Below are 25,319 nucleotides of genomic sequence, written 5' to 3' on the forward strand. Positions count from 1 at the left end.
CTGATGCGGCATGTAACGGTACTCCTTAAGGAGGTCGTTCAGGTGATAGCTCCAAGGGATGGCGGCAAGTATTTCGATGGAACGCTTGGCGGCGGAGGCCATTCACTGGCCATCCTAGAAGCAAGTTCACCCTCGGGTATGCTCGCAGGAACCGATCTTGACGGGGATGCCCTGTCAAGACTCTCGGAGACATTCAAACCTTTCGGCGAAAGGGCGCATTTTTTCAGAGACAACTTCACTTCGATCGACACGATTTGTAAAACTCTCGGATGGAACAGCCTTTCGGGTATAGTTCTTGATCTTGGAGTTTCCTCTTTTCAGCTTGATATGCCGGAAAAGGGCTTTTCCTTTTCAAAGGATGCTCCTCTCGACATGAGGTTTGAATCCGGCGCAGAACTTTCTGCCTATGATGTCGTCAACGGATATGACGAGGAAGAGCTTGCAAGGATTATACGGGAATACGGGGAAGAAAGGTTTTCAAGGAGAATTGCAGAAAAAATCACAGACAGCAGGCCTGTTAAGACCACTAAGGAACTTGCCGGTATTATAGCTTCAGCGATTCCCAGGAAGTACTGGCCTGCAAATATCCATCCTGCGACCAGGACGTTTCAGGCAATCAGGATAGAGGTAAACAGAGAGCTTGATAATCTCAGGGAATTTCTTCCCAAAGCGGCATCTCTTCTCGAACCGGGCGGCGTAATGGCTGTGATCTCTTTTCATTCACTCGAAGACAGGATTGTAAAGCGCTTTTTTGCAGGTCCTGTCCATGATGTATCTGCAAGGGGTATACCGGTTCTTATCGAACCTGATACGCCCGTTATGGAAAGGGTAACGAAAAAACCTGTTCTGCCGTCACCAATGGAAATTGAAGCAAATCCAAGGTCCAGAAGCGCCAAACTCAGGGCGGCCAGGAGGAGGGGATGAAAAGAGTCAGCAGGAAGACGATGCTCATTGCCGGTATTGTCTTTATTTCATCCTTTTGCTTGTGGGCCATGTTTCATGTCTGGACGAGGACATTCGCCATGGACCTTGGATATCAGATTTCCAGGGAGCAGGGTATCAAGGAGGAGTTTACAAACGAAAACAAGGCGCTCAGGCTGGAGATTTCAACACTGAAAAGAACCGACAGGCTGGAATCGATCGCCGTCAAAAACCTCGGCATGACGCCGCCGTCACCTGAACAGATGGTGTATCTATGGAAAAAAGAGTAAACGTCATATTAGTCGTTTTTCTTTTCCTCATGGCCGGCTTATGCGCAAAGGCATTTCATCTGCAGGTGCTCAAGGCAGAAGACGTAATATCCAGGGCGTACAGGAAATTTGAGCACAGCGTTAACCTAAGCCCCAGCAGGGGGATCATATATGACAGGAGAGGTCACCCTCTTGCTATCAGTCTGGACGTGAAATCAGTTGCGGCAAACCCGAGGCTTATAAAGGATCATAATGATGCATCAGTAAAGCTTGCCAGGGCCCTTGATATGGACCGTTCATATATCAGAAAACGTCTTGGAGAAGGCAAGTATTTCGCATGGATAAAGCGTCAGGCAACACCCGACGAAATAAAGGCTGTTGAAGATCTTAAAATCAAGGGGATTGGTTTTTTCAACGAAAAAAAGCGGTTTTATCCCGAAAGTGAAGCCCTGTCGAACATTCTGGGTTTTGTCGGCGTTGACGGAAACGGTCTGGAAGGGCTTGAGCTTCAGTATGACCATGTTCTTAAGGGGATGCCGAAACACATAGAGGTAGAGAAGGACGGTTTGGGGCGTATAATATGCGCCCAGGGTGTAAAGCCGGATGTGAATGACAGCAAGGACGGCAACAGTCTTGGTCTTACGATCGATAAAAGACTGCAGTATATTTCATATGCATTTATCAAGGATGCGGTCGAGAGCAACAATGCAAAGGGCGGTTTTGTCATAATAACAAATCCCCATACCGGAGAGATTTATTCCATGGCCTCCTATCCAGGATTTGACCCGAATATCGGTTCATACAGGAATCTTTCAGGCCATCACAACAGGGCTATCACCGATGTCTTTGAGCCCGGCTCGGTTGTAAAACCGATATGGGTCGCATGGGGACTCGATACCAATTATCTCAATGCATCCCAAAGTGTTTTCTGTGAGAACGGGGCATATAAATTTCATCATTCGACAATAAACGACCATGAAGGAAAAGGCTGGCTTACCGTAAGCGAGGTCGTTAAATACAGCAGCAATATCGGTATGGTAAAGCTGTTCAGTCCTGTGGATACATCCAGACTGTATAACTGCTTGAAGGCATTCGGATTTGGTTTTCCAACAGGGATCGACTTTCCAGGCGAACCTGCAGGACTTGTCAGGAACCCGAAAGGCTGGCGAATGATAGACAAGGCGACCATGGCCTTCGGGCAGGGATTTGCCATAACAGGCATACAGCTTATCACCGCCTTCAATTCCCTGGTAAACGGAGGCGTCATCATAAGGCCTCATTTCATCGACTACATATCGGACCCGACAGGCAGGGTCTCCAAATATCAGCCTCAAATTCTGAGGAAGGTTATGTCTGAAAAGACATCCGAAGAAATCGTTGACATTATGAAAACAGTGGTATTGAAAGGCGGAACTGGTGAGGCTGCAGGAATGAACAACTATACCGTATTCGGCAAGACCGGGACCGCCCAGAAGGTAGATCCTCTGACAAGAAGCTATTCGGCTGGAGCTCATGTTTCCTCTTTCATCGGCGGGATAATGGATTCATCCGGAAAACCTGTTATGACTATGCTGGTCTGCATAGATGAACCTCATCCGTATTACTATGCCAGTATCGTTACGTGTCCCGTTTTCAAGAATATCGCCATGCAGTGTACAAATATCATGGATATGCGACCCATAATAACACTGGCAAAAGAAGGGGGACGGGGGTGAAGGCATCGACTCTTGCAGGCATGATTCCGGCTGCGGTCCTGAAAGGGCCTGACGTGGAAGTTTCAGGCATAACCGACGATACAAGGAAAATCATAAAAGGGGCGGCATTCATAGCGCTGAAAGGCTCGGTGACTGACGGTCATAACTATATCAGGACGGCCCGGAAAAACGGCGCCGGACTGATTGTATGCAATTCGGGTTATGACAGCTCCCGGATTGGATTACCGGTTATCGAAGTGCCTGATACAAGAAAGGCTCTCAGGGTAATACTTCCGGCCCTTTTCCCTTCGGCAGGGAAAATGACGCTTGCGGGTATAACAGGCACAAGCGGGAAGACAACGACTGCGTACCTGCTTGAATCCATTGCCAGGGCCGCGTGGAAAAACCCGGGTCTGATAGGAACCATAGAAATAAGATACGGCTCAGAAAGAATTCCTGCAAATGTAACCACCCCCGGTCCGGTCGAACTTTTCGGCATGCTCGATGACATGGCCAGCAAAGACGTGGACATATGCATAATGGAGGTCAGCTCGCATGCCCTTGACCAGGGACGTGTTGACGGTCTTATGTTCGATGCAGGTGTGTTCATGAACCTCTCCCATGAGCATCTTGACTATCATAGGAACATGCGGGAATATCTCAATGCTAAGAAGAGGCTTTTCACGGAATACCTCAGAGGCGGCGCTGTCATAAATATTGATGATTCAGCGGGTAAAGAACTGAAGATCGAGATCCAGAATGCAATAACTTTCGGCAATTCAAAGAATGCTGATATAAGGGCAAATTCGGTCAGGACTGACGAAGGTTCGATGATAATCAATCTTGACACCCCCAGAGGAAGGTTCGAACTGGCGAGCAATCTTCTCGGGCGTTTTCAGGTCTATAATATCATGGCTGCAACAGGGGCCGCCATGAGCCTCGGGATTGATACCGTGGCGATAATCGAAGGCATTGCAAATCTCAGGTTTGTGCCCGGGAGGATGGAACCTGTTCCGAACAGCAGGGGGCTCAGGATTCTGGTAGATTATGCGCATAAGCCCGAAGCGCTTGAAAATGCGCTTGAAGCTGCAAAGGCGCTTTCCCACGGGAAGGTTCATACCATATTCGGGTGCGGCGGAGATCGTGACAGGGCCAAAAGGCCTTTAATGGCGGCCATTGCGGAAAAATATTCAGATACCGTGATAGTTACATCGGACAATCCGAGAACGGAAGATCCGAATGCTATTATCAAGGAAATACTTGCCGGATTTTCACCCGGCTGCAATCCGATAGTAGAACCTGACAGGGCAACGGCTATCAAGCTTGGTGTGGGGCTGATGGAGGCTGAGGACCTGCTTATCATTGCGGGCAAAGGCCATGAAGATTATCAGATCATCGGGACAAAAAAGTATCCTTTTGACGACCGGGCAATGGCCAGGAGGGCTGTTCTGGAGGTTATGTCATGAGGGGCAGATTGATTGATGCCGCCAGCATAACCGGCGGCACCCTTTTAGAAGGCAATCCTGAAACGCCCTTTGCCGGAATATCGACCGACTCGCGGCTGGTAACCAAAGGCGAACTCTTTATTGCGCTCAAGGGTGATAATTTCAACGGCCACGACTTTGTCAGACAGGCTTTTGAAAGGGGTGCGGCAGCGGCTGTCGTTGAACTCACGCCGGATGCAAAGGGTTTGAACATTATTCAGGTAGAAGACACTCTCGCCGCTCTTGGCGCGCTTGCCGCGTATAACAGACGCTTATACGATGCAAAAATTACAGGCATTACCGGTTCTGCAGGCAAGACCACTGTCAAGGAGATGATTGCATCCATTCTGGCGCTTGCGGGAAACGTCCTTAAAACACAGAAAAACTATAACAACCTCATCGGCGTGCCGATGAGACTCCTGGACCTTAGGGACGAACACGATTTTGCCGTCATAGAAATGGGCACAAACTCGCCCGGTGAGATCAGAAGACTTGCCGGGATGACGATGCCGGACGTGTCGGTGTTGACCGGTATTGTACCGGCGCATCTCAAGGGTCTTGGAAGCATGGAAGGCATCATCAGTGAAAAGCAGAGCATCTTCGAATATACGACAGGTACGGCGGTCTATGACCCGAACGGTGAATATACGAAAAATGTGGTCGTTCCGGAAAGCCTCAGGAAAATCACATTTTCTTTAAAATATCCCGCCGATGTTTTTCCTTGCGAGGTTCACAGACAGGACCTCACGGGAACAATTTTTACCGCGGCATTAAGAGATGTAAAAATCAAGATAAAGACCAGTCTGCCCGGCATGCACAATGTCCAGAACGCCCTTGCCGCATGCGCGTGCGCCCTTGCGTTCGATATTGAACCCGGGATGATACAGGAAGGGATTGAAAAGGCCGTATTCCCTGGAATGCGCTCCGAGATCGTAGTCTCCGATGGCCTTACCATAATCGACGACAGCTATAATGCAAATCCCGGTTCGATGAAGGCGGCGCTCGACATACTCTCCACAGCGTCTCATTCTGTCAAGATTGCGGTCCTGGGCGATATGCTGGAGCTTGGTGAAGATGCACTGTTCTGGCATAAAGAGCTTGGCAGATGGGCTGCCTCATCGAACATCAGCCAGCTTATCATAACAGGGGAAATGGCCCTTACGGTAAAAGAGGCGGCCTATAATGCCGGACTCGATATAAGGCGGATTACCATTGCGGAAAATGTTGAGGATATAAAGAACACGCTTGCAAGGAGGAGTCTGAAAGACGCAATCATTCTGGTGAAGGCTTCCCGCTCGCTCAAACTCGACCGTGTAGTTGCATACCTCAAGGAGGCGGCGTAGATGCTCTACCATATTCTTTATCCTCTGCACATATATCATTCGTTATTCAATGTCTTCAAATACCTTACGTTCAGGAGCATTTACGCGACAATAACCGCGCTTCTGATTGCCCTGCTTCTCGGACCCTGGTTTATCGAAAGGCTCAGGATGATGAGCTTCGGGGAAAGGATAAGCACATATACGCCCGGTCACAACAACAAGGCGGGTACCCCTACGATGGGAGGGCTCTTTATCGTATTCACGATAGTCTTCTCGGCGCTCATGTGGGTAGACCTTTCGAACAGGTTCGTCTGGCTGGTTACTTTCATAACGATTGTCTTCGGCGCACTGGGGTTTATCGACGATTATGTGAAAACGAGGAAAGGCAACATGAAGGGGCTGCCCGGGAAATTGAGGCTTGCAATCGAATTTGCGGCCGCCGGCGTCGTAGGATATATACTGACCACCATCCCGGGATTCAGTACGGTTGTCACCGTGCCGTTTTTTAAAAATGTACAGTTTGACCTGGGCCTGTTCTTCATACCTTTTTCCATGCTGGTCATTGTGGGTGCGGCAAACGCCGTAAATCTGACCGACGGTCTCGACGGGCTTGCCATCGGCCCGAGCACGATAGCTGCCGCAACATACCTGCTGTTCGCTTACCTGACAGGCAACTTCAAGACGTCCGCGTACCTGCAGATACATTATATCGCAGGTGTCGGCGAACTGAGCGTGTTCCTTGGCGCCATGGTGGGCGCCGGCATGGGATTCCTCTGGTATAACGCATATCCCGCCCAGGTCTTCATGGGTGATGTCGGCTCCCTGAGCCTTGGCGGCATACTCGGTACTGTCGCGGTCATAACAAAACAGGAGATACTTCTCGTTGTAGTGGGCGGGATATTTGTGATGGAAGTCATGTCGGTAATTCTCCAGGTGGGATTCTTCAAGTTCACTAGAGGCAAACGCATATTCCGCATGGCACCCATACACCACCACTTTGAACTCAAGGGATGGCCGGAACCCAAGATAATCGTAAGGTTCTGGATCATCTCGATACTGCTGGCAATGCTTGCGATATCTACACTTAAACTGAGGTAAAAAATGAAAGTCCTGGTATGGGGAACCGGTGAAACCGGGATCGAGGCGGCCAGGGTGATGGCTGCAAGGGGTAATGACGTCAGGCTTGTCGATGAGATCGAGCCAGGGGAAGGTCTTGCTTTTCCTGCTAGTAGGCTTGAGGAAGCCGATATCGCCTGGGCCGACCTGGTAATTCCGAGTCCGGGTGTACCCAGGGGGCATCCCATGCTCGCAATGGCGAAAAAGGTGCTTTCCGAGATAGAGGTCGCAGCTTCTATGCTTACCGGAAGGCTTGTTGCGGTAACGGGCACAAACGGGAAGACCACAACGGTTACGCTCATCCACAGGATATTATCTGAAGCGGGATTAAATGCCGGGATAGGCGGCAACATTTCGCCTCCGCTTATAAGCCTTGTCGATGCGGACCCGGAATATGTGGTTTCCGAAATAAGCTCATTCCAGCTCGAGTGGATAGAGAAGTTCAGGCCGTCAATCGGCGTCTGCATGAATATCACGCCTGACCACCTCGACCGCTATAATACTATGGAAGAATATGTATATTATAAGCTGAGGCTCTTTGAGAATATGACTGATGGCGATATAGCCGTCATAAACAATGACGACCCGTACAGGGAAATGATCAGAACCCCGCGCAGAGCGGGATTTTCGTTTTCGAAGGCTGACATCGAGCATGGGGCATATATCAGGGATGGCCGGATAATATTTTACGGTGAGATTGAGGGTGAGGGCCCGAAGGTGCCTGATGCCGCGGCAGTAGGCAAAGGGACAATCGAGGATATGCTTGCCGCCGCAGTCGTCACTCGTTACCTCGGTGTCGAACCAAAGATAATGGAAGACGTGTTTCTCTCGTTCAGGGTTATCCACCACAGGTTCGAATATGCGGGGGAACTGGGGGGTGTGGTATTCATTGACGACTCGAAAGGCACCAATGTCGGAGCCATAGACACGGCGCTTGCGAGTGTGGATAAAAAGGCCGTCATAATACTCGGCGGAAAGGACAAGGGGGGTGACTTCGGAGAGATTATCGCAAGGCACTCCGGCAAGTTGAGGAAGGCCGTTCTCATCGGTGAGGCGGCGGCCAGGATCGCTTCCGAAATAAAAGGGATCACTGATTTCGAGTATGCGGAATCCATGATGGATGCGGTTACAAAATCTTTTGATTCGGCGAGCCCAGGGGATATCGTGTTGCTCAGTCCGGGATGTGCCAGTTTTGATATGTATAAAAGCTATGCCCACAGGGGAGAGGTGTTTACAGATTGCGTGAAGAAGCTGAAGACAACAAAAAGGAACTGAGTTTCGACGTTCCGTTCCTGCTGGCAACGCTGGCGCTTATGGTTGCCGGTACGGTCATGGTCTATTCGGCCAGCTTCTTCCTTTCGAAGGAGATGTACGGCAACGGTTCGGCCATAATTATGAAAAGGCTTTTCCACCTGGTTATCGGCTGCATCGTGATGATTACCGCGATGTTCATTGACTACAGGAAGGTTTTTACAAGGCCTGTTACATATCTGCTGCTGATTGCAGGGCTTGTATCTCTTGTCCTGTGCTTCATACCCGGAGTGGGCATAACGGCAGGTCATGCTAAAAGATGGGTTAATCTGATAATTATAAAATATCAGGCATCCGAGCTGATGAAAATCGCCATGCTCGTTTACATGTCATATTTCCTTTCGTCGAAATCAAAGAACATAGAGGTATTCTCGGTGGGGGTTTTCCCCGTGCTTTTCATATGCTCGATTGCGGCCGGGCTTATACTGATTGAACCCGATTTCGGGACGGCGGGGATACTTTTTGTCTGGACGGTCATGGTGCTCTTTATTGCCGGGATGAGGATAAAGCACCTTCTGATCCTTGGTGCGGCCACATTACCCCTTGGTGTACTTTTCATGGTTTTTGAACCGTACAGGAGGGCCAGGCTCACTGCATTCATCAATCCCTGGCAGGACATGCAGGGCAACGGTTATCAGATAATACAATCCATGGTGGCCTTTTCCAAAGGAGGTTTCCTTGGAACCGGTCTTGGCGAAGGAGGACAGAAACTGTTCTTCCTGCCAGCACCTCATACGGATTTCATAATGGCGGTTCTTGGTGAAGAGACCGGATTCATTGGCGTTGCTGTCATTGTCGTCCTTTTCGGGATATGGGTTTGGAGGGGGCTTAAGATTGCCAAGGCCACGAACGATCTTTTCGGTTTTTTCCTTGCGGTGTCATCGGTAATACTTGTAGGGCTTCAGGCGATCATAAACATCGGTGTGGCGATGAGCCTCTTCCCAACTACGGGAATACCTCTTCCTTTTTTCAGTTTCGGCGGTACGACGCTTGTCTCGACGATGCTTGCCTGCGGCATAATCCTGTCGGTGTCAAGGGGGGCCAGGACATGAGGCTTGTCATTACTGCAGGCGGCACAGGCGGTCATATAATTCCTGCTCTTGCTGTTGCTCAGGCGCTCAAGGGAAAAAGGCCGGATACCGAAATCCTTTTCATAGGCACAGACCGCGGGCTTGAAGAGAAGCTTGCAGCAAAATACAATATTGGATTTGTGCCTCTCAAATCAGCAGGCATCAAAGGCAAATCATTTGCGAGCATACTTTCGGCTGTTTCAGTCAATATCAGGGCGTTTGCAAGCGCATTAACGATCATGTCTTCATTCAGACCAGACTGGGTCATAGGCGCAGGCGGCTATGTGACCGGGATGGTGGTTCTCGCAGGAAGGCTCACAGGTGCAAGGTGTGCGATACAGGAGCAGAACAGCATTCCCGGACTGACTAACAGGATACTTGCAAGGATTTCTCAACGGATATTCCTTTCATTCCCCGATGCGGCGGGATCGTTTCCGGCCGGCAAATCCATAGTTACGGGCAATCCATTGCGCCCGGAATTCAAGCCAGTTGACGGCATTGCCAGGAAGATTCTTCTGATTATGGGCGGAAGCCTTGGTGCGACAAGCATCAACAGGGCGGCCGTTAGTGCGCTGGGGCTGATCAGAAAAAGCCTGAACGGTTTTGAGATCATCCACCAGACAGGCGGAGCGGATGCGGGCTGGGTTAAGAAGGCCTATGAGGAAAAGGGCATAAAAGTTAAGGTCGAGCCTTTTATCGAAGACATGGCCCAGGTTTTTTCAAGAACGAAGCTTGCTGTATGCAGGGCTGGCGGGATAACACTTTCCGAGCTGTCACGCATGGGCGTGCCGGCCATAATGATTCCGCTTCCCAATGCGGCAGACAACCATCAGTATTTTAATGCCAGATACATAGCCGATGCAGGAGCCGGATGGATTCTGGAGCAGGCTGGGCTGACGCCCGAGGCGCTTGCGGCCGAGATCAGCAACAGACTTAATGACGAAGAGGCTCTTTCATCTGCTTCATCGGCCGGCAGACGGCTGGGACTGGGTGACGGGACAGAGCATATAACAGAGGAGCTCATAAAATGTTCAGGGGAATAAGGAAAATTCATTTTGTCGGTATAGGCGGCATAGGCATGAGCGGCATTGCCGAGCTGCTTCTTAATCTCGGGTTCAAGGTCTCGGGCTCTGATGTGGCCTCATCAGAGACGATAGAAAGGCTCATTGCCATGGGCGCCAGGATAAGCGTGGGCCACAAGGCGGAAAATCTCGAAGACGCACAGGTGGTCGTATTTTCATCCGCCGTTGCTGCAGACAACCCCGAATGCCGGCTCGCAAAAGACAGGGCTATACCGGTGATACCAAGGGCCGAGATGCTTTCCGAACTGATGAGGATGAAATATTCCATTGCCATTGCCGGCACTCACGGCAAGACAACAACCACATCAATGCTTGCGACTATACTGTCGCGTGCCGGTCTTGATCCCACGGCCATAATCGGTGGCAAGGTCGATATATTCAATTCGAATGCTAAGCTGGGCGACGGTGATCTGCTGGTTGCCGAGGCGGATGAAAGCGACAGGTCATTTCTGAAGCTGGCGCCGATCATCGCTGTTGTCACGAACATCGAGGAAGAACATATGGACTGCTACAGAGACCTTGATGACATCAGAGAAACTTTCGTAGAGTTTCTCAATAAGGTCCCCTTCTACGGATTCAACATGGTCTGTCTGGACGACAAGAACATCCAGCATATTCTGCCGAGGCTCAACAGGAAGGTCATCACATACGGTTCGCATAACCAGGCACTGTACCGGTTCAAGGAGGCCCGCTTCAGCGGTTTCGGGTCTACATTCAAGGCACATAAGAACGGCACTTTCCTGAGTGATATTTCACTTAAGGTTCCGGGTATTCATAACTGCCTGAATGCGATGGCGGCAATCGCCACTGCAATGGAGCTTGGCGTCGATATAAAGGTGATCAGGGAAGGGATGGAATCTTTCAGTGGTGTTCAGAGAAGATGCCATGTAAGGGGCGAAGAGGCGGGCGTTACCGTTATGGATGATTACGGCCATCATCCGACCGAGATCAGGATGACACTGAAAGCATTAAAGAACGGTTTTCCCGATAAAAGGATTATCGCCGTATTCCAGCCGCACAGGTACTCAAGGACAAGGGATCTGTTCGAAAGCTTCATTACGGCATTTTATGATGCTTCGGTCCTCTACATAACCGATATTTACCCGGCTTCGGAAGATCCGATTCCAGGGGTCACCGGTCAGAAACTTTATGAAGAGGTCAAAGGCCACGGTCACAGGAATGTGTATTATATTGAAGACAAGAATACCATTCCGGAGAAGTTGAAGGATGAACTAAGAGAGGGAGATCTGCTGGTTTTTCTCGGAGCGGGTGATGTCTGGAGACAGGGGCCCAGATTGCTTGAGATATTAAAAAAATGAAAACAGGTGATGCGCAGGCAATGAACCTTACCTCGATGCGATGCGGGGGCCGTATCGCACAGTTCATTACCGTCGAATCCCGGGATGAACTGATGAGACTATTAGCCGGAATAAATGAATATATCATATTGGGCGGAGGATTTAACACGATATTTTCCGACGGATTGACGCTTACGCCAGTAATAAGACTGGGGGAGGCATTTGAGGCGGTAGACGCGGATGAATCCGGGATGCTTTATGCAGGCGGCGGTGCGAGCATTGCCTCGATACTTACCCTGTGCAGGGAAAAGGGGCTTTCCGGCATGGAGTTCATGGCCGGCATTCCGGGGACCATAGGCGGTGCGGTCAGGATGAATGCAGGAACGAATGATAAAGGCATTATGGATGTCGTATCGTTTGTCGAACTGATGGATGCAACCGGTTCAAGAAGGATGGAAAAGGCCGAAATCGATTACGGCTACAGGCATACGGAACTGCCGTCAAAGGCGGTGATAACCGGCGTCGGGTTATCCCTTGAGGTTACATCTCCCGATGATGTCAGGGCCAGGATCTCTTCATTCATGGACAAACGCAGAAATCAGCCGAGAGGACTGTCAAGCGGGTGCATATTCAAGAATCCCGAAGGTTCTTCCGCCGGCTATCTTATAGACAAGGCGGGTCTCAAGGGGTGCCGTGTGGGCGGTGCTGTGGTCTCGGACGTGCACGCCAATTTCATAATCAACGAGGGCAGCGCCTCGACAACGGACATTCTGAAACTTATAGCGATTATCAAAGATGAGGTAAGAAAACAGTTCTCAATAGAACTTCAAGAGGAGGTTGTAATAATTGCTTAAGGATTACAGGGACAGGTTCAGGGTTAAGTCCTCGAAAAAAAAGGTCATAAGGATCAATGCCTTTTTGAGGGTATTAATGTGGTCCAGCCTGGGCCTGTCATTCGCCATACTGATATTCTGCGCTGTTGCGTATATTTCAAGCAGCAAGATTTTCAATATAAAGAACATTACGATAAGGGGGTGTTCATATCTGAGGCAGGAGGAGATTCTTGCACTTCTCGACATCGAAAAGGGAGACGGAATTTTCAAAGCCGATCTTACCGCCGCGAGGAACAGGCTGAAGGAACATCTATGGATCGAAGACCTCACAATTTCAAGAAGACTATTACCTGCTTCGATCGTAGTTTCAGTAAAGGAACAGGTGCCTGCCGCGGCGATAAACATAAACGAAAAATGGTATGTGGCGAACGCAAAAGGAAAAATATTTGCCCCATTGCCGAAGGGATATAAGGGTCTTATCATAAAATCAATTGGTTATGTCCCTAACGCTGATGAAATGGTTGAAATCCTTACGAGGTGCATGGCCGCAAACAGGCTCCTGGCCTCGAAAAAATTAAATATAGAAAGTATTGAAATTGAGTCTTGTAAACGGATGACAATAAGACTTAAAACAGGTATAAGTATTACAACTCTGGGAGACATAACTCCGGCCAAAATCGATACCGCTTTGTATGTCATGCAGGAACTCGGGCCGGGGCCGGGGACCATGCTTGATTTGAGCTGTGAAGACAAGATTGTTTTGCATAACCCCCTTAGGGAGGAGGGATTAAAAACAGGTGTCAGCAAAGCGGGATAGGATTATAGTTGGCCTGGATATAGGCACAACAAAGATATGCTGCCTCATTACCGAGCGAAGGGAAAATTCGCTGGAAGTGACGGGCTTCGGACAGTCCGAGTCCATGGGACTGAGAAGGGGCCTTGTCGTAAACATGGAGCAAACCGTCGAGGCCATACGCAGGGCAGTGGAAGATGCGGAAAAAATGGCGGGTATCAGGATCGACGATGTATATACGGGGATTGCGGGCGGCCATATTCAGGGCATCAGCACGAACGGTGTAATCGCTATCAAGGGAGAGGAGATAACCGAAACTGACAAGAAGCGTGTGGTCGAGCAGGCAAAGGATTTTGCGAAACCTGTCGGCGTCGAGATAATACATGTGCTTCCGCAGGAATTCACCGTTGACGATATCCCGGGTGTAACCGATCCTGTCGGCATGGCAGGGACAAAGCTTGAGGCAAAGGTGCATATTGTGACCGGGTCTGTATCCGCAGTCAGCAATATCTCCAAATGTGCACAGAAGGCCGGTCTGGGCCTTCATGACATAGTGCTCCAGCAGATCGCATCCGCGCAGGCCGTTCTGACGCCCGACGAGAGAAAGCTGGGGGTGGTGCTGATGGATATAGGCGGTGGAACCACCGACATAGCCATATTCAATGACGGGGCGATCAGACATACGGCGGTTATTCCGCTCGGCGGCGATCATGTGACGAACGACATTGCAGTCGGGTTGAGGACGCCGATTGCTGAAGCGGAAAGGATCAAGATAAGATACGGTCATGCAATTTCATCAAAAGTGCCCCAGGATGAGCATATAGAAGTGCCGTCAATAGGCGGCGATATGATTAATAACATCCCAAGAAGGCATCTTTGTGAAATCATCGAGGACAGAATGGTCGAATTCATGAAGATCGCATATACCGAGATGAGAAATACGGGCCTTGCTGAAGACATGCATGCAGGGCTTGTTATCACGGGCGGAGCCAGCTGTCTTGAAGGTCTTGCACAGCTTGCCGAAGGAATTATGCATATGCCGGTCCGCATAGGAAAACCCAGGGGGGCCAAAGGCCTTGCCGAACTTGTCGACAATCCGGCTTATGCAACGGTTGTGGGGCTTTGTCTTTACGGAACCGAGAGTCCGTCGTTTTCCACAGGTTTTTCAGGTGAAGGCATTTTCGAAAAGATTTGGGAAAGAATGATCCGCTGGTTCAAAGAGGTTTTTTAAAAAAATAAGGAGGGGATATGTTCGTATTGGAAGAAGTCGAGCAGTCAGGGGCTAAAATCAAGGTCATAGGTGTTGGCGGCTGCGGGTGCAATGCGGTTAACAACATGATCGGCAGCAACATCAAGGGTGTTGACTTTCTGGCCTGTAATACGGACTCGCAGACGCTGAAGAAATCCCTGTCGGCAAACAGGGTTCAGATCGGATCAAAGCTCCTCAAGGGTATGGGGGCGGGCGGAAATCCCGAGACCGGGAAAAGTGCCGCAGGCGAGAGCGAGGAGGAAATAAGGGAAGCCCTCAAAGGTGCCGATATGGTCTTTATTGCGACGGGTCTCGGCGGAGGAACCGGGACGGGGGCTTCACCGATAGTTGCAAGGATAGCACGAGAAATGGGTGCCCTGACAGTGGCCGTTGCGACGAAGCCCTTTGAATTCGAGGGACCGCGAAAGATGAAGCTTGCCATCGCAGGCGAGAAAGACCTCTCTGAAAATGTCGATGCAATAATAACAATCCCCAACAACAGACTTCTCGGGCTTGATGCAAAGGGTGTCCCGATCATGGAGGCATTTAAAAAATCCGATGAGATTCTTACCAATGCGGTAAAGGGCATATCAGACCTTATAAATACCACCGGCGTAGTGAATGTTGATTTCAACGATGTCAAATCGGTAATGTGCGAAAAGGGCAAGGCCCTTATGGGAATAGGTTCGGCCTCAGGCGAAAACAGGGCGGCGGAAGCGGCCAATATGGCCATATCGAGCCCTCTTCTTGAAGATGTGGACATTTCCGGTGCGAAAGGGATACTCCTCAACATCACCGGTGATCCAACGGTAACCATAAAGGAGATCAACGAGGCCTCCAAGATAATCCAGGCGTATGCACATGAAGATGCGAACATCATCTGGGGCTTTGTAGTCAATGAAGATCTGGCTGACGAATTCAACCTCATGGTTATTGCAACCGGTTATGCGAACAAAACGGCGATAAGGATGAAGGACGAGAAGGAAGCCGATAATGTGAGGGTTCTTCAGGCCAGGGTGGTCGACTATAATACCCCAACATATATAAGGAACAAGGAAAAGAAGGAAAAGGAAGTCATAAAGATGGGTATGGTGATTGATGATACCATGGTGGATATGGAAGCATACAATATACCTACTTTCTTGAGGAAAAAAGCAGACTAGGAGATGTATGCGATCGACAAGGGTTGAAATCGACCTTGGTGCCGTAAGCCATAATCTGAAGCAGATCAGAAGACTTACCGGCACAGGCATCATGATGGCGATAAAGGCGGATGCATATGGCCACGGTGCCCGTGAAGTCGGAAGGCTTGTCGAAAGGGAACGCCTTGTTGATATGCTAGGTGTTTCGAGCATTGAGGAGGGAATCGATCTCCGGGATGCCGGTGTTAAACTCCCTGTTCTCATATTCACTCTTGTCGATAAGACCAAGGAAGATATTGACGCCCTTTTCGAGTACCGCCTTACCCCTACTATCACAGACAATTACCATTTCGAAGTAATGGTGGACGGGGCAAGGAGGTGGGGAAGACCCATAGAGGTTCATCTTAAAACAGACACTGGAATGGGACGGCTCGGGCTTCCTCCAGAGGAAGCCCTTGATGTTTTGAACAGCCTTTCAGGGATAAACGAAATAAAGGTTTCGGGCATATACACGCATTTTCCTGTTTCCGATTCTCTCGATACGGAATTTACAAAAGAGCAGATATTCATGTTCCAGCAGATAATAGACAAGGCCAGATTCCTGGGCAGGGACATTAAATATATGCACTGCGCCAATTCAGGGGCGATTGTAAACCATTCCGATTCATATATGAATATGGTGAGGCCCGGCATTCTCTGCTACGGGCTTTACCCGTCGCCCGAATGCACAAGAAAACTGAACGTTATCCCCGCAATGACCATGAAGTCCAGTATCGTTTTCATCAAGCGTGTCAGAAAAGGTACCGGCCTTTCTTATGGTCTGACTTACAAGACCGGCCGGGACACATATATAGGGACGGTTCCTGTCGGCTATGCCGACGGGTATATGAGGTCCCTCTCCAACAAGACCTTCTGCGTAATCGATGGGAAAAAATATCCCCTTGTGGGTATGATCTGCATGGATCAGTGTCTTGTCGAGCTTGGCGATGATGTCTATCCCCCCGGCCAGGAGGTAATGATGTTCGGCCGGGAGATTGTAACCGCCGAGGATCTGGCTCAATGGTCCGGTACCATACCTTATGAGGTGATATGCAATACAGGCAGAAGGATGCCCAGGATATATATAACAGGTAAAAAGCCGTGCGATATATAAAAGTGCTTATTCTTGTCCTATCTATCCTGGCGGCAATAATATTCGGCATACACAATCCCATGCCCTGTACGCTTTCATTTCTCTCATACAGGCTTATCCCGGATATTCCTTTATGGGCTTTGATATTGCTGTCGTTTCTGTCAGGTACGCTGCCGATTATACTGGTAAGTTTACCGGAAAAAACCGCTTTCATGAAAAACATGAGAGAACTTAAGCTCAAGAAGAAAAATATTGAAAAATCCCTGAAAAGCCTTAGTGCCGCAAAACCGAGTGAAGGAGTTTGAAAAAGGATTTCACGAGGTTGAATATTTTTTTCGGGAGCCACAAATAGCTTAAGAAACAGCCTATTTTCATGCTCCTTGTTTCCTTTTCAGTCAGAAGTTCAGGAGAAACCTTTCCCTTGATTTTAAGCATGCCGAGCCAGTCAAGAGGGGTGAGCAGCCTCTTGAGTGTTTTGGGCCAGGGTATGTAGAGCGACGGGGAAAAATCTATCAGATAGGGTCTGCCTTCTTCATCGATACCGTAATTCCTGCGATTGCGCATATCTATGTGAACGACATCCCTTTCATGCATGCATGAGATAATCCTGCCAAGTCTTTCATAATATGAGGCATCCGGTTTTCTTGATGTCTCTCTCAGGTTCTTGCCACCCATGAACGATATGTGGAGAGAGTATATATCAGGTTTGCCAAGGAAGCGGGGGATCCCTTCAATGCCGTTCAGCTTGGAATAGATAAAGGATTCCCAGAATATGAACAGGGCGCCGAAAATCCTTAAAGGAAGCGCCTTTGTCCTGTATGTTTTTTCAACCATCCCTTCATCGGTAACATGGACGTCAGGACTGTATCTTTGTCTCTGTTTGAGTTTTGTCATTGTCTTTAATAAAAAACTAACATCCGAAATGAGATAATGCAACAATTAGACTTCATAATTATACTAATTTATTCGTTCAGGTGGTAAGAAGAAACAGATGAAAGCCAAGGGTACTATCGTCTGGAATGAAAAGGGATACGCATTTCTAGTAAGGGACGACGGCAGAGAGGATGTCTTTCTGAGAGCGGCCGACCTTTGCGGCGCAATGCACGGAGACAGGGTCGAGGCAAGGATATTCAGGCAGGGCAAAGGCTTCAGAGGGTGTGTGACCTGTGTGCTTAAGCGCGATAACATCAGAATATCCGGCAGGTATATCCGATATAAAAAATGGGGAGTGATCGAACCGGTAAAACCGATACCTTATACGGTTATTGTCCCTCAGGGCTGGGAAACAGGCGCCAGGCACGGGGATATGGTAACCGCCATCCTTTCACCACCAAAGGGTTCGGGCAGGATTGATTCCATTGCAGCAAGAGTTGACGCCATACTTGATATGCCTGAGAATATTAAAGACGACCTCAGGCATATAATAATCAAATATTCACTGTCCGCAGGCTTTTCAGAGGAGGCGCTGAAAGAGGCTGATGAAGTATCGTCTGTGGATCTATATAAATGTGCTGCAAACCGTGTTGATCTGAGAAACAGTGTCCTGTTCACGATCGACGGCAGAAACGCCAGAGACTTTGATGATGCCGTCGGGATGGAAAAGCTGAATGACGGTAATTTTCTGCTGAGGGTTGCAATTGCAGATGTAGCAGAGCTCGTCAGAACCGGCTCTGTTCTCGACAAAGAGGCGCAGGAAAGGGGATTCAGCGTGTATTTCCCCGAAACATGTCTGCCCATGCTTCCCGAGGCTCTCTCTAACGGTGTGTTAAGCCTGAAACCCGGCGAGGAAAGGCTTGCCGTCGTCGCCGAGATGAAACTCGGCCCCCGGGGAAGACTTATTTCGACCAGATGCTATGAAGCCATTATCCGTTCAAGGGCAAGGCTCATGTATGAAACAGCCTCGCCCTACCTTGAAGGCAAGGGTGGTGAGCCCAGCATGGATGCGGAAGTCAACAAGTCACTGAAAATGCTCAATGTGCTGGCAGGCCATCTTATGAGGGCCCGGAAAAAAGCGGGCAGCCTTGATTTTGACTTGCCTGAAGTTGAGATAGAAATATCTGAGAGCGGCTATATCGAGGACATATCCAGAAGACCAAGAGGGCCTGCAGAACGCCTTATTGAAGAAATGATGCTGCTTGCGAACAGGGCCGTATGCTCCTATCTGAAAGAGAGAAACATGCCAGTGCTTTTCAGGGTTCATGACAAGCCTGCGCAGGAAGATATCGATGGACTGGTGGAGATCCTTGATGACCTTGGTTGCCCAAAAGCGCTTACCGGAAGACTGTCGCAGTCGGCAGCTTCCGGCAGGCATCTTAACAGGGTCTTGAATGAGGTTGCCGATGCATACAGAGGACATGAACTGGAGGCTTTTGTACACAGGCATATACTGCGTTCTCTGAGACAGGCCGAATATTCAATAGTGGATATCGGCCATTTCGGTCTTGGTTTTTCAGGTTATCTGCATTTCACTTCTCCGATCAGGAGATATTCCGATCTGCTGGTCCACAGGGTCCTGAAAAGCTTATTCCGGCCGGAAGGCGTCAAGGATCATGAAAAATCAAAATTTGCCAGAAGGCTTAAAAAACTGGCCCCAGACATAAGCAGGAAAGAACGTACTACAAACGAGGCCATGATGGAGGCCGTAAAATTGAAGACGGCGTCATACATGAAGCGCCATGTCGGAGAGACGTTCAGCGGCATTGTGACAGGCATACTGCCGTTCGGTTTTTTTGTTGAAATTTCGGATCCTCCTGTTGACGGTCTGGTAAGGGCGGCTGATATTCCGGGTGCAAGGATATCGGAAGGCCGGAAAGTAAGGATGGGAAGGCATGTTATTTCAATGGGCGACAAGGTGGATGTGCTGATTGCATCGGTTGACGAAACCAGAGGATATATAGACATGAAACTGGCTGAAGATAAAAATCGCCGGCCATGAGGGGTATCAGATTGTCTGATTGATTAAACTCCAATCAGTGTGGCATAAAAACTAATTAATTCCTGAGCTCAAAGGCGGTATTTGATCAGGAGGACATTAACAAATAAACCAAATCAATATTGGAGGTCATGATGCTGATTGTTGTTGCCCGGATGAATGCGCAGACCGGAAAAGAGGAAGAGATGGAAAAGGCCTTTCTAGACATTATCCCGAAGGTGGAATCAGAGGAAGGGACTCTTGCTTATGTCCTTCACCGCATGAAGAAGAAGCCGCAGAGCTTTCTCATGTATGAGAGGTACAGGGACAAGGAAGCGCTTGCCTTTCACAGCTCGACGCCGTATTTTGCAGAGCTTTTCGAAAAAATAGCCCCTTTGATGGATGGCGCCCCCGTAATTGAAGTCTATGAAGTGCTTTCATCCATAAAAGAGAAAGTCTAGACTCTTGCGGAGAAGGGAGGCCGTATGAGAAAAATATTAATCCTTTTGGTTGCCGCAAGTTTTCTTTTTTCCGGATGTGCAATCATCAAGAAAAACTTCAATGCCTCGGTTGACAAACCATCAGGCACATTGAAGATGGATGGTATCAAATCAAAGGTAACTATCAGCAGGGATAACCTGGGCATACCGTATATTGAGGCGGAAAGTGAAGACGACCTCTTTTTCGCCACAGGTTATGCAATGGCCTCCGACAGGCTCTGGCAGATGTATTTAAGGAGTATGGTTATGCAGGGGAGGCTCTCCGAGATTGTCGGGAAGGACACCCTTGAGACCGATATCTATTTCAGAACGCTGGGAATAAAGGAGCTTGTAAACGGAGCTCTTGCAACCCTTGATAAAAAACACCTTGCATCCCTTGAAAGCTTTTCGAAAGGGGTAAATGCATATATCAGCACACACAAAAAACTGCCGCCGGAATTTTCAATCACGGGATACAAACCTGACCCATGGACGCCGGCTGACAGCCTTTACTGCTTCAGCGCGGTGAGCTATGGACTGTCTTATAATCTCTATGAGGAACTGGATTTCCTCGTTCTTGCATCCAGGCTCGGATATGAAAAGATGCCCTGGCTCTTTCCCGTCTATTCCGGATACTCGCTGCCTGTGGATGAAACTAAAAAGCTCAGTGATATTCCCGCCTCCGAGCTTATGGGTTCAAAGAGCGGCAAAGTGGATACGGCTTTCAATCTTGACGGCATAGTTCCAAAACCAATGCCTGCATCCAACAACTGGGCTATCATGGGTTCAAAGACACTTTCGGGAAAATCGATAGTCTGCAATGATACCCACCTCATGCCGTCGACACCTTCGGAATGGCTGATAATGCATTTGAAATGTCCCACTTATGAGGCGGCGGGCGTCATGGCCCCGGGACTGCCTGTCGTGGTTCTTGGGTATAACGGCAAAGTCGCATGGGGCATAACCATGGTATCAGCCGACTCTCAGGATATTTTCGTTGAAAAATTGAAGACAGAGGGCGGCAGCCGTTCATATCTATATAAGGGACAGTGGTTGCCGGTTACACAAAGGAAGGAGACCTTTAAAATAAAGTCTTCGGACAAGCCCGTTGAGAAGATTATTTCAGCAACATGCCACGGTTCGCTGTTGAATACGAACATCAAGAATGTCCCGTTTTCCTCTGAGATAATGCCCGACAGCAGCAGATATGGTCTTGCACTTTCATGGGCTAATCAGGGCATGACGGACACGTTCGCCGGGTTCTACACACTGGCAGGCGCCGGTAATGTCGATGAAGCCAGGAATTGCATATTGAAGGTCGGCGCCATGTATTTGAATTTCGTATTCGGAGACAGCGAAAATATCGGGTGGCAGGTTTCAGGGATATGCCCTGTCAGAAAAAATGGTGTAGGCCTGCTGCCTTCACCGGGCTGGACAGGTGAATATGACTGGACTGGTTATGTCCCTGTGGAAAAGATGCCCGGTGACAAGAATCCCTCGAAGGGGTTTTTAGCAACAGCCAACAATGCCATTGTTCCGCCCGATTACCCTGTAATGATATCAAGTTCATGGGCATGTCCGGAGCGAATCGAAAGGATTGAGTCCATTTTATCGCCGATTAAAAATACGACGACAGGTGACATGATGACTATGCAATTCGACCGGTATTCCCTTATGGCCTTCAAGGTTCAGAAAATGCTTTTTGAAGGCCCCTTTGCCCAGGAGATAAGAACGGCCATCGGAAAGCTGTCTATGAATGACAGGGATAAGGCGAACAAATGTCTTGAGCTACTCGACCCGAAGGTCTTTGACTGCAATATGAAGCCGACATCTCCCAATGCCGCTGTCATGGGTGCATTCTATCATACGGCGACTATCAATACTTTTCTGGATGAATTCGGGCCGATGGATAATCCCCAGTGGAAGGCGCTGGGAAGGCTGACCGGCCGCTATTCTTCAGTCAATACATTTCTGGACAAGTTTAAGCAATATGATGCCACTGCGTGGAAATGCCTCGATTCAACCGCTGCATGGGGATATTCCGCACAGGAGGATCATTTACTGGCAAGGCCGGATTCTCCGTTGTGGGATGATCCGAGGACGGATGCAAAAGAGACAAAGGCCGATATCATCGCGGTTTCACTTGCCGATGCTGTAATTCTCTGTGAAAAGAGAATGGGGACTGATCCGGCAAAATGGCAGTGGGGCCAGCTTCTTCATTACGACTTCAGGCATGATATCAGCGAAGAGATGCCGCTCGGTTTGTTGAAAGATTATTTGAATCCCGGAATGTATCCGGCCGGCGGCGACTGGAATACCATTAATGTAGCAGGTTTTTCATTGGCGGACGGCACGTTCGAGGTTTCTGAAATCCCTGCAATGAGATTGATCGTAAACTTTGGAGAGGATGAACCGGCGCATCTGGTAAGTGTGCCCGGACAGTCCGGCAACCCTTCAAGCCCTCATTACAGGGATATGCTGAAGGATTATTTTATAACCGGAGAAAACCATCCGCTGGTGTTCAAGGAAGTAAACGTAAGAAAGCAGTATAAGGATGTGCTAACCCTTATTCCCGGGAAATAGCCATCTGAGAGGTCTTCATGTTTTTAGATGTGAATTGTCCAAAATGTCCTGGCAGAAAGGATAAATGCGGGAACCGAAGAAAAACCGATGCCGGGACATTTATAATTACACAGAGTCATGAAAAGAAAAGAACCGGAGGCGGGATATGTCTGAAAAAGTCAGGGCATCATCGGCCATAATTGTTCTGTTCATCATTTTATCTGTGCCTGCCATCTGCATGAGCGAAGGAAGGCCTGTGGTCTGCGACAGGCTTTACTATGACGGGAATGAAGGGAACAGTGCATACAATATAAGCGGCAAGTTTTTGACACTCGAGATGCTGTCGGATTACCTCGACCCGATGAAGGAAATCGGTGAATTTGGCGGTAAGCGCTATCGTTTATATGATATTCTGGTAAAGGCGGATTTCAACGGGGGAGGGTTTTTCGTAGAATGGCAGGTATCGGGACCGAAGCCGTTGATTGAAAAATATCTGGAGAAACTTGAAAAAGGATTGCGCGATAAAACCGTATTTTTTGACCTTTCAAAAACCGCCGTCGATTTAAAAACAACTGCATTTTATGAAACAGAAGATGCCTTTTCGATAGGTCTCTCTTCATCAAAATATTCCTATAAACCAGGAGAGGAGATTATCGTTTGGGCAAAGGTGAAAAACAACATGAACACGCCGGCCCTGCTGGTAAGATGTCTGGATGGTTCTGCACGGGGCTTTAGATACCCGCAGTGCGTTTTCGAGATCAAGGATTCTTCAGGTAAAACACCTGAGAACATATTCGCCCCGATGTGCAAGGTTGTCAATCCGCTGACTCCGGATGAATTCATTGAAGTCCTTTCCGGCGAATCGGCGGAACTCTTCGATGGCGGGTTTGTTTTCAGCAATGCTTTCAAACTTGTCAAACCGGGCAAATATTATATCTTCATAAGGTATTCGACTGTAGCACTCAAGGAATGGGAGTGGTACGGCATGTACTCGGATGAATACTGGAACAGCAGAAATTCAAATGAATTCTGGAAGAAACGTGAAAAGGAAATCATTAAAAACAGAGAACTGCTTAAGAAAATTGAACTGGTCTCAATTAAATCCAACACGATCGAAATAGAAATATCCGGGAACCCTTTAAGCCGTGAAGAAGCCATTAGAATTGCAGAAGAAGCCTGCAAAAAATCAGGCTGGAAATTCAATGATGTGACTGCCGGAGAAGATGATGGCAGGTGGGTTGTCAGGACAAACACAAAGGCCCTTGGTATGAATGCGACGATAGTGATTGATAAATATACGGGCGTGGTTGTTGAAAAGAATATTACAGGACCATGATGCGCTTCATTCAATTCTTCACATTACTGCCCTGAGCCTTTTTTGCAGGTTTGCCCACGGTTTGCCTGGCATTCCTTGAGATCTTCTTTTTCAGATCTTCAGTCAGCTCTCTGGCCTTGTCGAGCTGTTCCTGGGTCATCATCTCTCTTATCATGTCTCTCGCTTTTTCTGCTTCTTTGTTGCCCTGAACAGCTGCGAGGTTCAACCATAGAAATGCTTCGGAATAGTCCTGCTTTACGTTCTGACCTGCCGAATACATGAGCCCCAGGTTGAGCTGGGCACCGGCATCACCATTCTCGGCGGCCATCTTGTACCATTTCACTGCATCGGTTGCGCTTTTGGGAACACCCTGGCCTGCAGAATACATGACCCCCAGGTTGAACTGTGCATTGACAGAGCCCTGTTCCGCAGCCTTTTTGTACCATCGTGCGGCTTCGGCGTAGTCCTGTTTCACGCCCTGGCCGTTATAATACATTATCCCCAGAAAGCCCTGCGCCCATACGGAGCCCTGTTCCGCAGCCTTTCTGTACCATTTTGCGGCCTCGACATAGTTCTGCTGCACACCCCTGCCGTTATAATACATGACACCCAGTATGCCCTGTGCCTCTGCAAACCCCTGGCTGGCAGCCTTTCTGAGCCATTTCACAGCCTCTTCCTGATCCTTCGGGACGCCCTGACCTGAATCATACGACAGTCCAAGGTTGCACTGTGCCTCGGCATAGCCCTGATCGGCGGCCTTCCGGAACCATCTTGCAGCCTCAGTATAGTTCTGCTTCACGCCCTGGCCGTTTGAATACATGTATCCCAGATAGCACTGGGCTTTTGCATCACCTTTTATTGCAAGAGGCTGAATCTCTTTAAGCGCAGCATCATAGTCCCCGCTGTTTAGAGATTTAATGTAGTCCGCGAAAGCAGGGACCGAACAGGCAATGAGAAAGAAAGCGATAAGTGCTACAATCTTTTTCATGGTTCTTCTCCTTGACCTCTTTTACCTGTTTTTTTGACATCAATCTATGTACAATACGAACCCTGTTGTCCAGAGCAAAGACAAAATGCCATTAAGGTGAATTCACCTGCTCAACAATGAAAGGAACCGAAGCGCAGGGCTGTTCAATCTTAAGCAATTTCGAGTGTGAGGAAATATGCAGCTATGTCGTTCTGAAGGGCATGCAGGAACTTTCCGTCCAGACTCCTGCAATAATCTCCGAACCGCATAGAAAAAGTGCCCCCGGCAGGAATCGAACCTGCGACACCAGGATTAGGAATCCTGTGCTCTATCCACTGAGCTACGGGGGCGTGAGGTATTTTTCTTAAT

The 25,319-nt window shown here is 48.9% G+C and carries 22 protein-coding genes and 1 tRNA gene; 20 read left to right on the forward strand and 3 right to left on the reverse strand.

Going from position 1 to position 25,319, the window contains the following annotated elements:
• Nucleotides 1–3 precede the first annotated feature (3 nt).
• The 16 genes from rsmH to VIS94_11730 are packed head-to-tail and all read left to right on the forward strand — an operon-like array spanning nucleotide 4 to nucleotide 17,021.
• Nucleotides 4–924 carry a 16S rRNA (cytosine(1402)-N(4))-methyltransferase RsmH gene (gene rsmH, locus VIS94_11655; GenBank protein ID HEY9161729.1) on the forward strand — a complete coding sequence of 307 codons (921 nt, stop codon included), beginning with the start codon at nucleotides 4–6 and terminating at the stop codon, nucleotides 922–924.
• On the forward strand, nucleotides 921–1,211 hold the full coding sequence (locus VIS94_11660; protein ID HEY9161730.1) for a cell division protein FtsL: 291 nt from the start codon (nucleotides 921–923) through the stop codon (nucleotides 1,209–1,211). Before rsmH ends, VIS94_11660 begins: the two co-directional genes overlap by 4 nt.
• A complete protein-coding gene (locus VIS94_11665) occupies nucleotides 1,196–2,905 on the forward strand; it encodes a penicillin-binding protein 2 (protein HEY9161731.1) in 1,710 nt (569 codons plus the stop codon). Before VIS94_11660 ends, VIS94_11665 begins: the two co-directional genes overlap by 16 nt.
• Nucleotides 2,902–4,350 carry a UDP-N-acetylmuramoyl-L-alanyl-D-glutamate--2,6-diaminopimelate ligase gene (locus VIS94_11670; GenBank protein HEY9161732.1) on the forward strand — a complete coding sequence of 483 codons (1,449 nt, stop codon included), beginning with the start codon at nucleotides 2,902–2,904 and terminating at the stop codon, nucleotides 4,348–4,350. The genes VIS94_11665 and VIS94_11670 overlap by 4 nt, the downstream gene beginning before the upstream one ends.
• Nucleotides 4,347–5,711 carry a UDP-N-acetylmuramoyl-tripeptide--D-alanyl-D-alanine ligase gene (gene murF, locus VIS94_11675; protein HEY9161733.1) on the forward strand — a complete coding sequence of 455 codons (1,365 nt, stop codon included), beginning with the start codon at nucleotides 4,347–4,349 and terminating at the stop codon, nucleotides 5,709–5,711. The genes VIS94_11670 and murF overlap by 4 nt, the downstream gene beginning before the upstream one ends.
• The gene (mraY, locus tag VIS94_11680; GenBank protein ID HEY9161734.1) at nucleotides 5,712–6,788 is read left to right on the forward strand and encodes a phospho-N-acetylmuramoyl-pentapeptide-transferase; all 1,077 of its coding nucleotides are present in this window, start codon (nucleotides 5,712–5,714) and stop codon (nucleotides 6,786–6,788) included.
• Between the two features lie 3 nt (nucleotides 6,789–6,791).
• Nucleotides 6,792–8,081: a UDP-N-acetylmuramoyl-L-alanine--D-glutamate ligase gene (murD, locus tag VIS94_11685; GenBank protein HEY9161735.1), complete on the forward strand. Its 1,290-nt coding sequence runs from the start codon at nucleotides 6,792–6,794 to the stop codon at nucleotides 8,079–8,081.
• Nucleotides 8,045–9,169: a putative lipid II flippase FtsW gene (gene ftsW / locus VIS94_11690; protein ID HEY9161736.1), complete on the forward strand. Its 1,125-nt coding sequence runs from the start codon at nucleotides 8,045–8,047 to the stop codon at nucleotides 9,167–9,169. Before murD ends, ftsW begins: the two co-directional genes overlap by 37 nt.
• Entirely contained in the window at nucleotides 9,166–10,230 is a 1,065-nt protein-coding gene (gene murG, locus VIS94_11695) for an undecaprenyldiphospho-muramoylpentapeptide beta-N-acetylglucosaminyltransferase (GenBank protein HEY9161737.1), read from the forward strand. Before ftsW ends, murG begins: the two co-directional genes overlap by 4 nt.
• Nucleotides 10,215–11,588 carry a UDP-N-acetylmuramate--L-alanine ligase gene (gene murC / locus VIS94_11700; protein HEY9161738.1) on the forward strand — a complete coding sequence of 458 codons (1,374 nt, stop codon included), beginning with the start codon at nucleotides 10,215–10,217 and terminating at the stop codon, nucleotides 11,586–11,588. Before murG ends, murC begins: the two co-directional genes overlap by 16 nt.
• Entirely contained in the window at nucleotides 11,585–12,421 is an 837-nt protein-coding gene (murB, locus tag VIS94_11705; GenBank protein ID HEY9161739.1) for a UDP-N-acetylmuramate dehydrogenase, read from the forward strand. The genes murC and murB overlap by 4 nt, the downstream gene beginning before the upstream one ends.
• On the forward strand, nucleotides 12,414–13,217 hold the full coding sequence (locus tag VIS94_11710) for an FtsQ-type POTRA domain-containing protein (protein ID HEY9161740.1): 804 nt from the start codon (nucleotides 12,414–12,416) through the stop codon (nucleotides 13,215–13,217). The genes murB and VIS94_11710 overlap by 8 nt, the downstream gene beginning before the upstream one ends.
• Nucleotides 13,198–14,424 (forward strand): cell division protein FtsA, encoded by a 1,227-nt coding sequence (gene ftsA, locus VIS94_11715; GenBank protein HEY9161741.1) that lies wholly within the window; start codon nucleotides 13,198–13,200, stop codon nucleotides 14,422–14,424. Before VIS94_11710 ends, ftsA begins: the two co-directional genes overlap by 20 nt.
• Before the next feature lie 17 nt (nucleotides 14,425–14,441).
• Complete coding sequence (ftsZ, locus tag VIS94_11720; protein ID HEY9161742.1) at nucleotides 14,442–15,605, forward strand: cell division protein FtsZ; 1,164 nt, start codon at nucleotides 14,442–14,444, stop codon at nucleotides 15,603–15,605.
• 7 nt (nucleotides 15,606–15,612) lie between these two features.
• Nucleotides 15,613–16,737 (forward strand): alanine racemase, encoded by a 1,125-nt coding sequence (alr, locus tag VIS94_11725; GenBank protein ID HEY9161743.1) that lies wholly within the window; start codon nucleotides 15,613–15,615, stop codon nucleotides 16,735–16,737.
• A complete protein-coding gene (locus VIS94_11730; protein ID HEY9161744.1) occupies nucleotides 16,725–17,021 on the forward strand; it encodes a LapA family protein in 297 nt (98 codons plus the stop codon). Before alr ends, VIS94_11730 begins: the two co-directional genes overlap by 13 nt.
• Here the strand turns inward: VIS94_11730 and VIS94_11735 are convergent.
• The gene (locus tag VIS94_11735) at nucleotides 16,990–17,610 is read right to left on the reverse strand and encodes a hypothetical protein (GenBank protein HEY9161745.1); all 621 of its coding nucleotides are present in this window, start codon (nucleotides 17,608–17,610) and stop codon (nucleotides 16,990–16,992) included. The two genes, VIS94_11730 and VIS94_11735, sit on opposite strands and share 32 nt — an antisense overlap.
• A gap of 97 nt (nucleotides 17,611–17,707) precedes the next feature.
• Between VIS94_11735 and VIS94_11740 the strand changes: the two genes are divergently transcribed.
• From VIS94_11740 to VIS94_11755, 4 genes are all read left to right on the forward strand, one after another.
• On the forward strand, nucleotides 17,708–19,651 hold the full coding sequence (locus VIS94_11740) for a VacB/RNase II family 3'-5' exoribonuclease (protein ID HEY9161746.1): 1,944 nt from the start codon (nucleotides 17,708–17,710) through the stop codon (nucleotides 19,649–19,651).
• Nucleotides 19,652–19,779: 128 nt separating this feature from the next.
• Nucleotides 19,780–20,088, forward strand: a complete 309-nt coding sequence (locus VIS94_11745; GenBank protein HEY9161747.1) for a putative quinol monooxygenase — start codon at nucleotides 19,780–19,782, stop codon at nucleotides 20,086–20,088.
• A 24-nt stretch (nucleotides 20,089–20,112) separates the two neighbouring features.
• Nucleotides 20,113–22,689 carry a penicillin acylase family protein gene (locus VIS94_11750; protein ID HEY9161748.1) on the forward strand — a complete coding sequence of 859 codons (2,577 nt, stop codon included), beginning with the start codon at nucleotides 20,113–20,115 and terminating at the stop codon, nucleotides 22,687–22,689.
• A 145-nt stretch (nucleotides 22,690–22,834) separates the two neighbouring features.
• Nucleotides 22,835–24,004 carry a hypothetical protein gene (locus tag VIS94_11755; protein HEY9161749.1) on the forward strand — a complete coding sequence of 390 codons (1,170 nt, stop codon included), beginning with the start codon at nucleotides 22,835–22,837 and terminating at the stop codon, nucleotides 24,002–24,004.
• A 10-nt stretch (nucleotides 24,005–24,014) separates the two neighbouring features.
• Here VIS94_11755 and VIS94_11760 read toward each other — a convergent pair whose 3' ends face one another.
• On the reverse strand, nucleotides 24,015–24,971 hold the full coding sequence (locus tag VIS94_11760) for an SEL1-like repeat protein (protein HEY9161750.1): 957 nt from the start codon (nucleotides 24,969–24,971) through the stop codon (nucleotides 24,015–24,017).
• A 256-nt stretch (nucleotides 24,972–25,227) separates the two neighbouring features.
• Nucleotides 25,228–25,300: transfer RNA gene (locus VIS94_11765), tRNA-Arg, on the reverse strand.
• Between the last annotated feature and the right edge of the window lie 19 nt (nucleotides 25,301–25,319).

The sequence above is a fragment of the Desulfomonilia bacterium genome, from assembly GCA_036567785.1.
In the GTDB taxonomy this organism is placed as follows: Bacteria; Desulfobacterota; Desulfomonilia; order UBA1062; family UBA1062; genus DATCTV01.

Coding starts and splice junctions, on each gene's coding strand:
- rsmH (HEY9161729.1), top strand. CDS start 4: ATGCGGCATGTAACGGTACTCCTTAAGGAGGTCGTTCAGGTGATAGCT.
- VIS94_11660 (HEY9161730.1), top strand. CDS start 921: ATGAAAAGAGTCAGCAGGAAGACGATGCTCATTGCCGGTATTGTCTTT.
- VIS94_11665 (HEY9161731.1), top strand. CDS start 1,196: ATGGAAAAAAGAGTAAACGTCATATTAGTCGTTTTTCTTTTCCTCATG.
- murF (HEY9161733.1), top strand. CDS start 4,347: ATGAGGGGCAGATTGATTGATGCCGCCAGCATAACCGGCGGCACCCTT.
- mraY (HEY9161734.1), top strand. CDS start 5,712: ATGCTCTACCATATTCTTTATCCTCTGCACATATATCATTCGTTATTC.
- murD (HEY9161735.1), top strand. CDS start 6,792: ATGAAAGTCCTGGTATGGGGAACCGGTGAAACCGGGATCGAGGCGGCC.
- murG (HEY9161737.1), top strand. CDS start 9,166: ATGAGGCTTGTCATTACTGCAGGCGGCACAGGCGGTCATATAATTCCT.
- murC (HEY9161738.1), top strand. CDS start 10,215: ATGTTCAGGGGAATAAGGAAAATTCATTTTGTCGGTATAGGCGGCATA.
- murB (HEY9161739.1), top strand. CDS start 11,585: ATGAAAACAGGTGATGCGCAGGCAATGAACCTTACCTCGATGCGATGC.
- ftsZ (HEY9161742.1), top strand. CDS start 14,442: ATGTTCGTATTGGAAGAAGTCGAGCAGTCAGGGGCTAAAATCAAGGTC.
- alr (HEY9161743.1), top strand. CDS start 15,613: ATGCGATCGACAAGGGTTGAAATCGACCTTGGTGCCGTAAGCCATAAT.
- VIS94_11735 (HEY9161745.1), bottom strand. CDS start 17,610: ATGACAAAACTCAAACAGAGACAAAGATACAGTCCTGACGTCCATGTT.
- VIS94_11740 (HEY9161746.1), top strand. CDS start 17,708: ATGAAAGCCAAGGGTACTATCGTCTGGAATGAAAAGGGATACGCATTT.
- VIS94_11745 (HEY9161747.1), top strand. CDS start 19,780: ATGATGCTGATTGTTGTTGCCCGGATGAATGCGCAGACCGGAAAAGAG.
- VIS94_11750 (HEY9161748.1), top strand. CDS start 20,113: ATGAGAAAAATATTAATCCTTTTGGTTGCCGCAAGTTTTCTTTTTTCC.
- VIS94_11755 (HEY9161749.1), top strand. CDS start 22,835: ATGTCTGAAAAAGTCAGGGCATCATCGGCCATAATTGTTCTGTTCATC.
- VIS94_11760 (HEY9161750.1), bottom strand. CDS start 24,971: ATGAAAAAGATTGTAGCACTTATCGCTTTCTTTCTCATTGCCTGTTCG.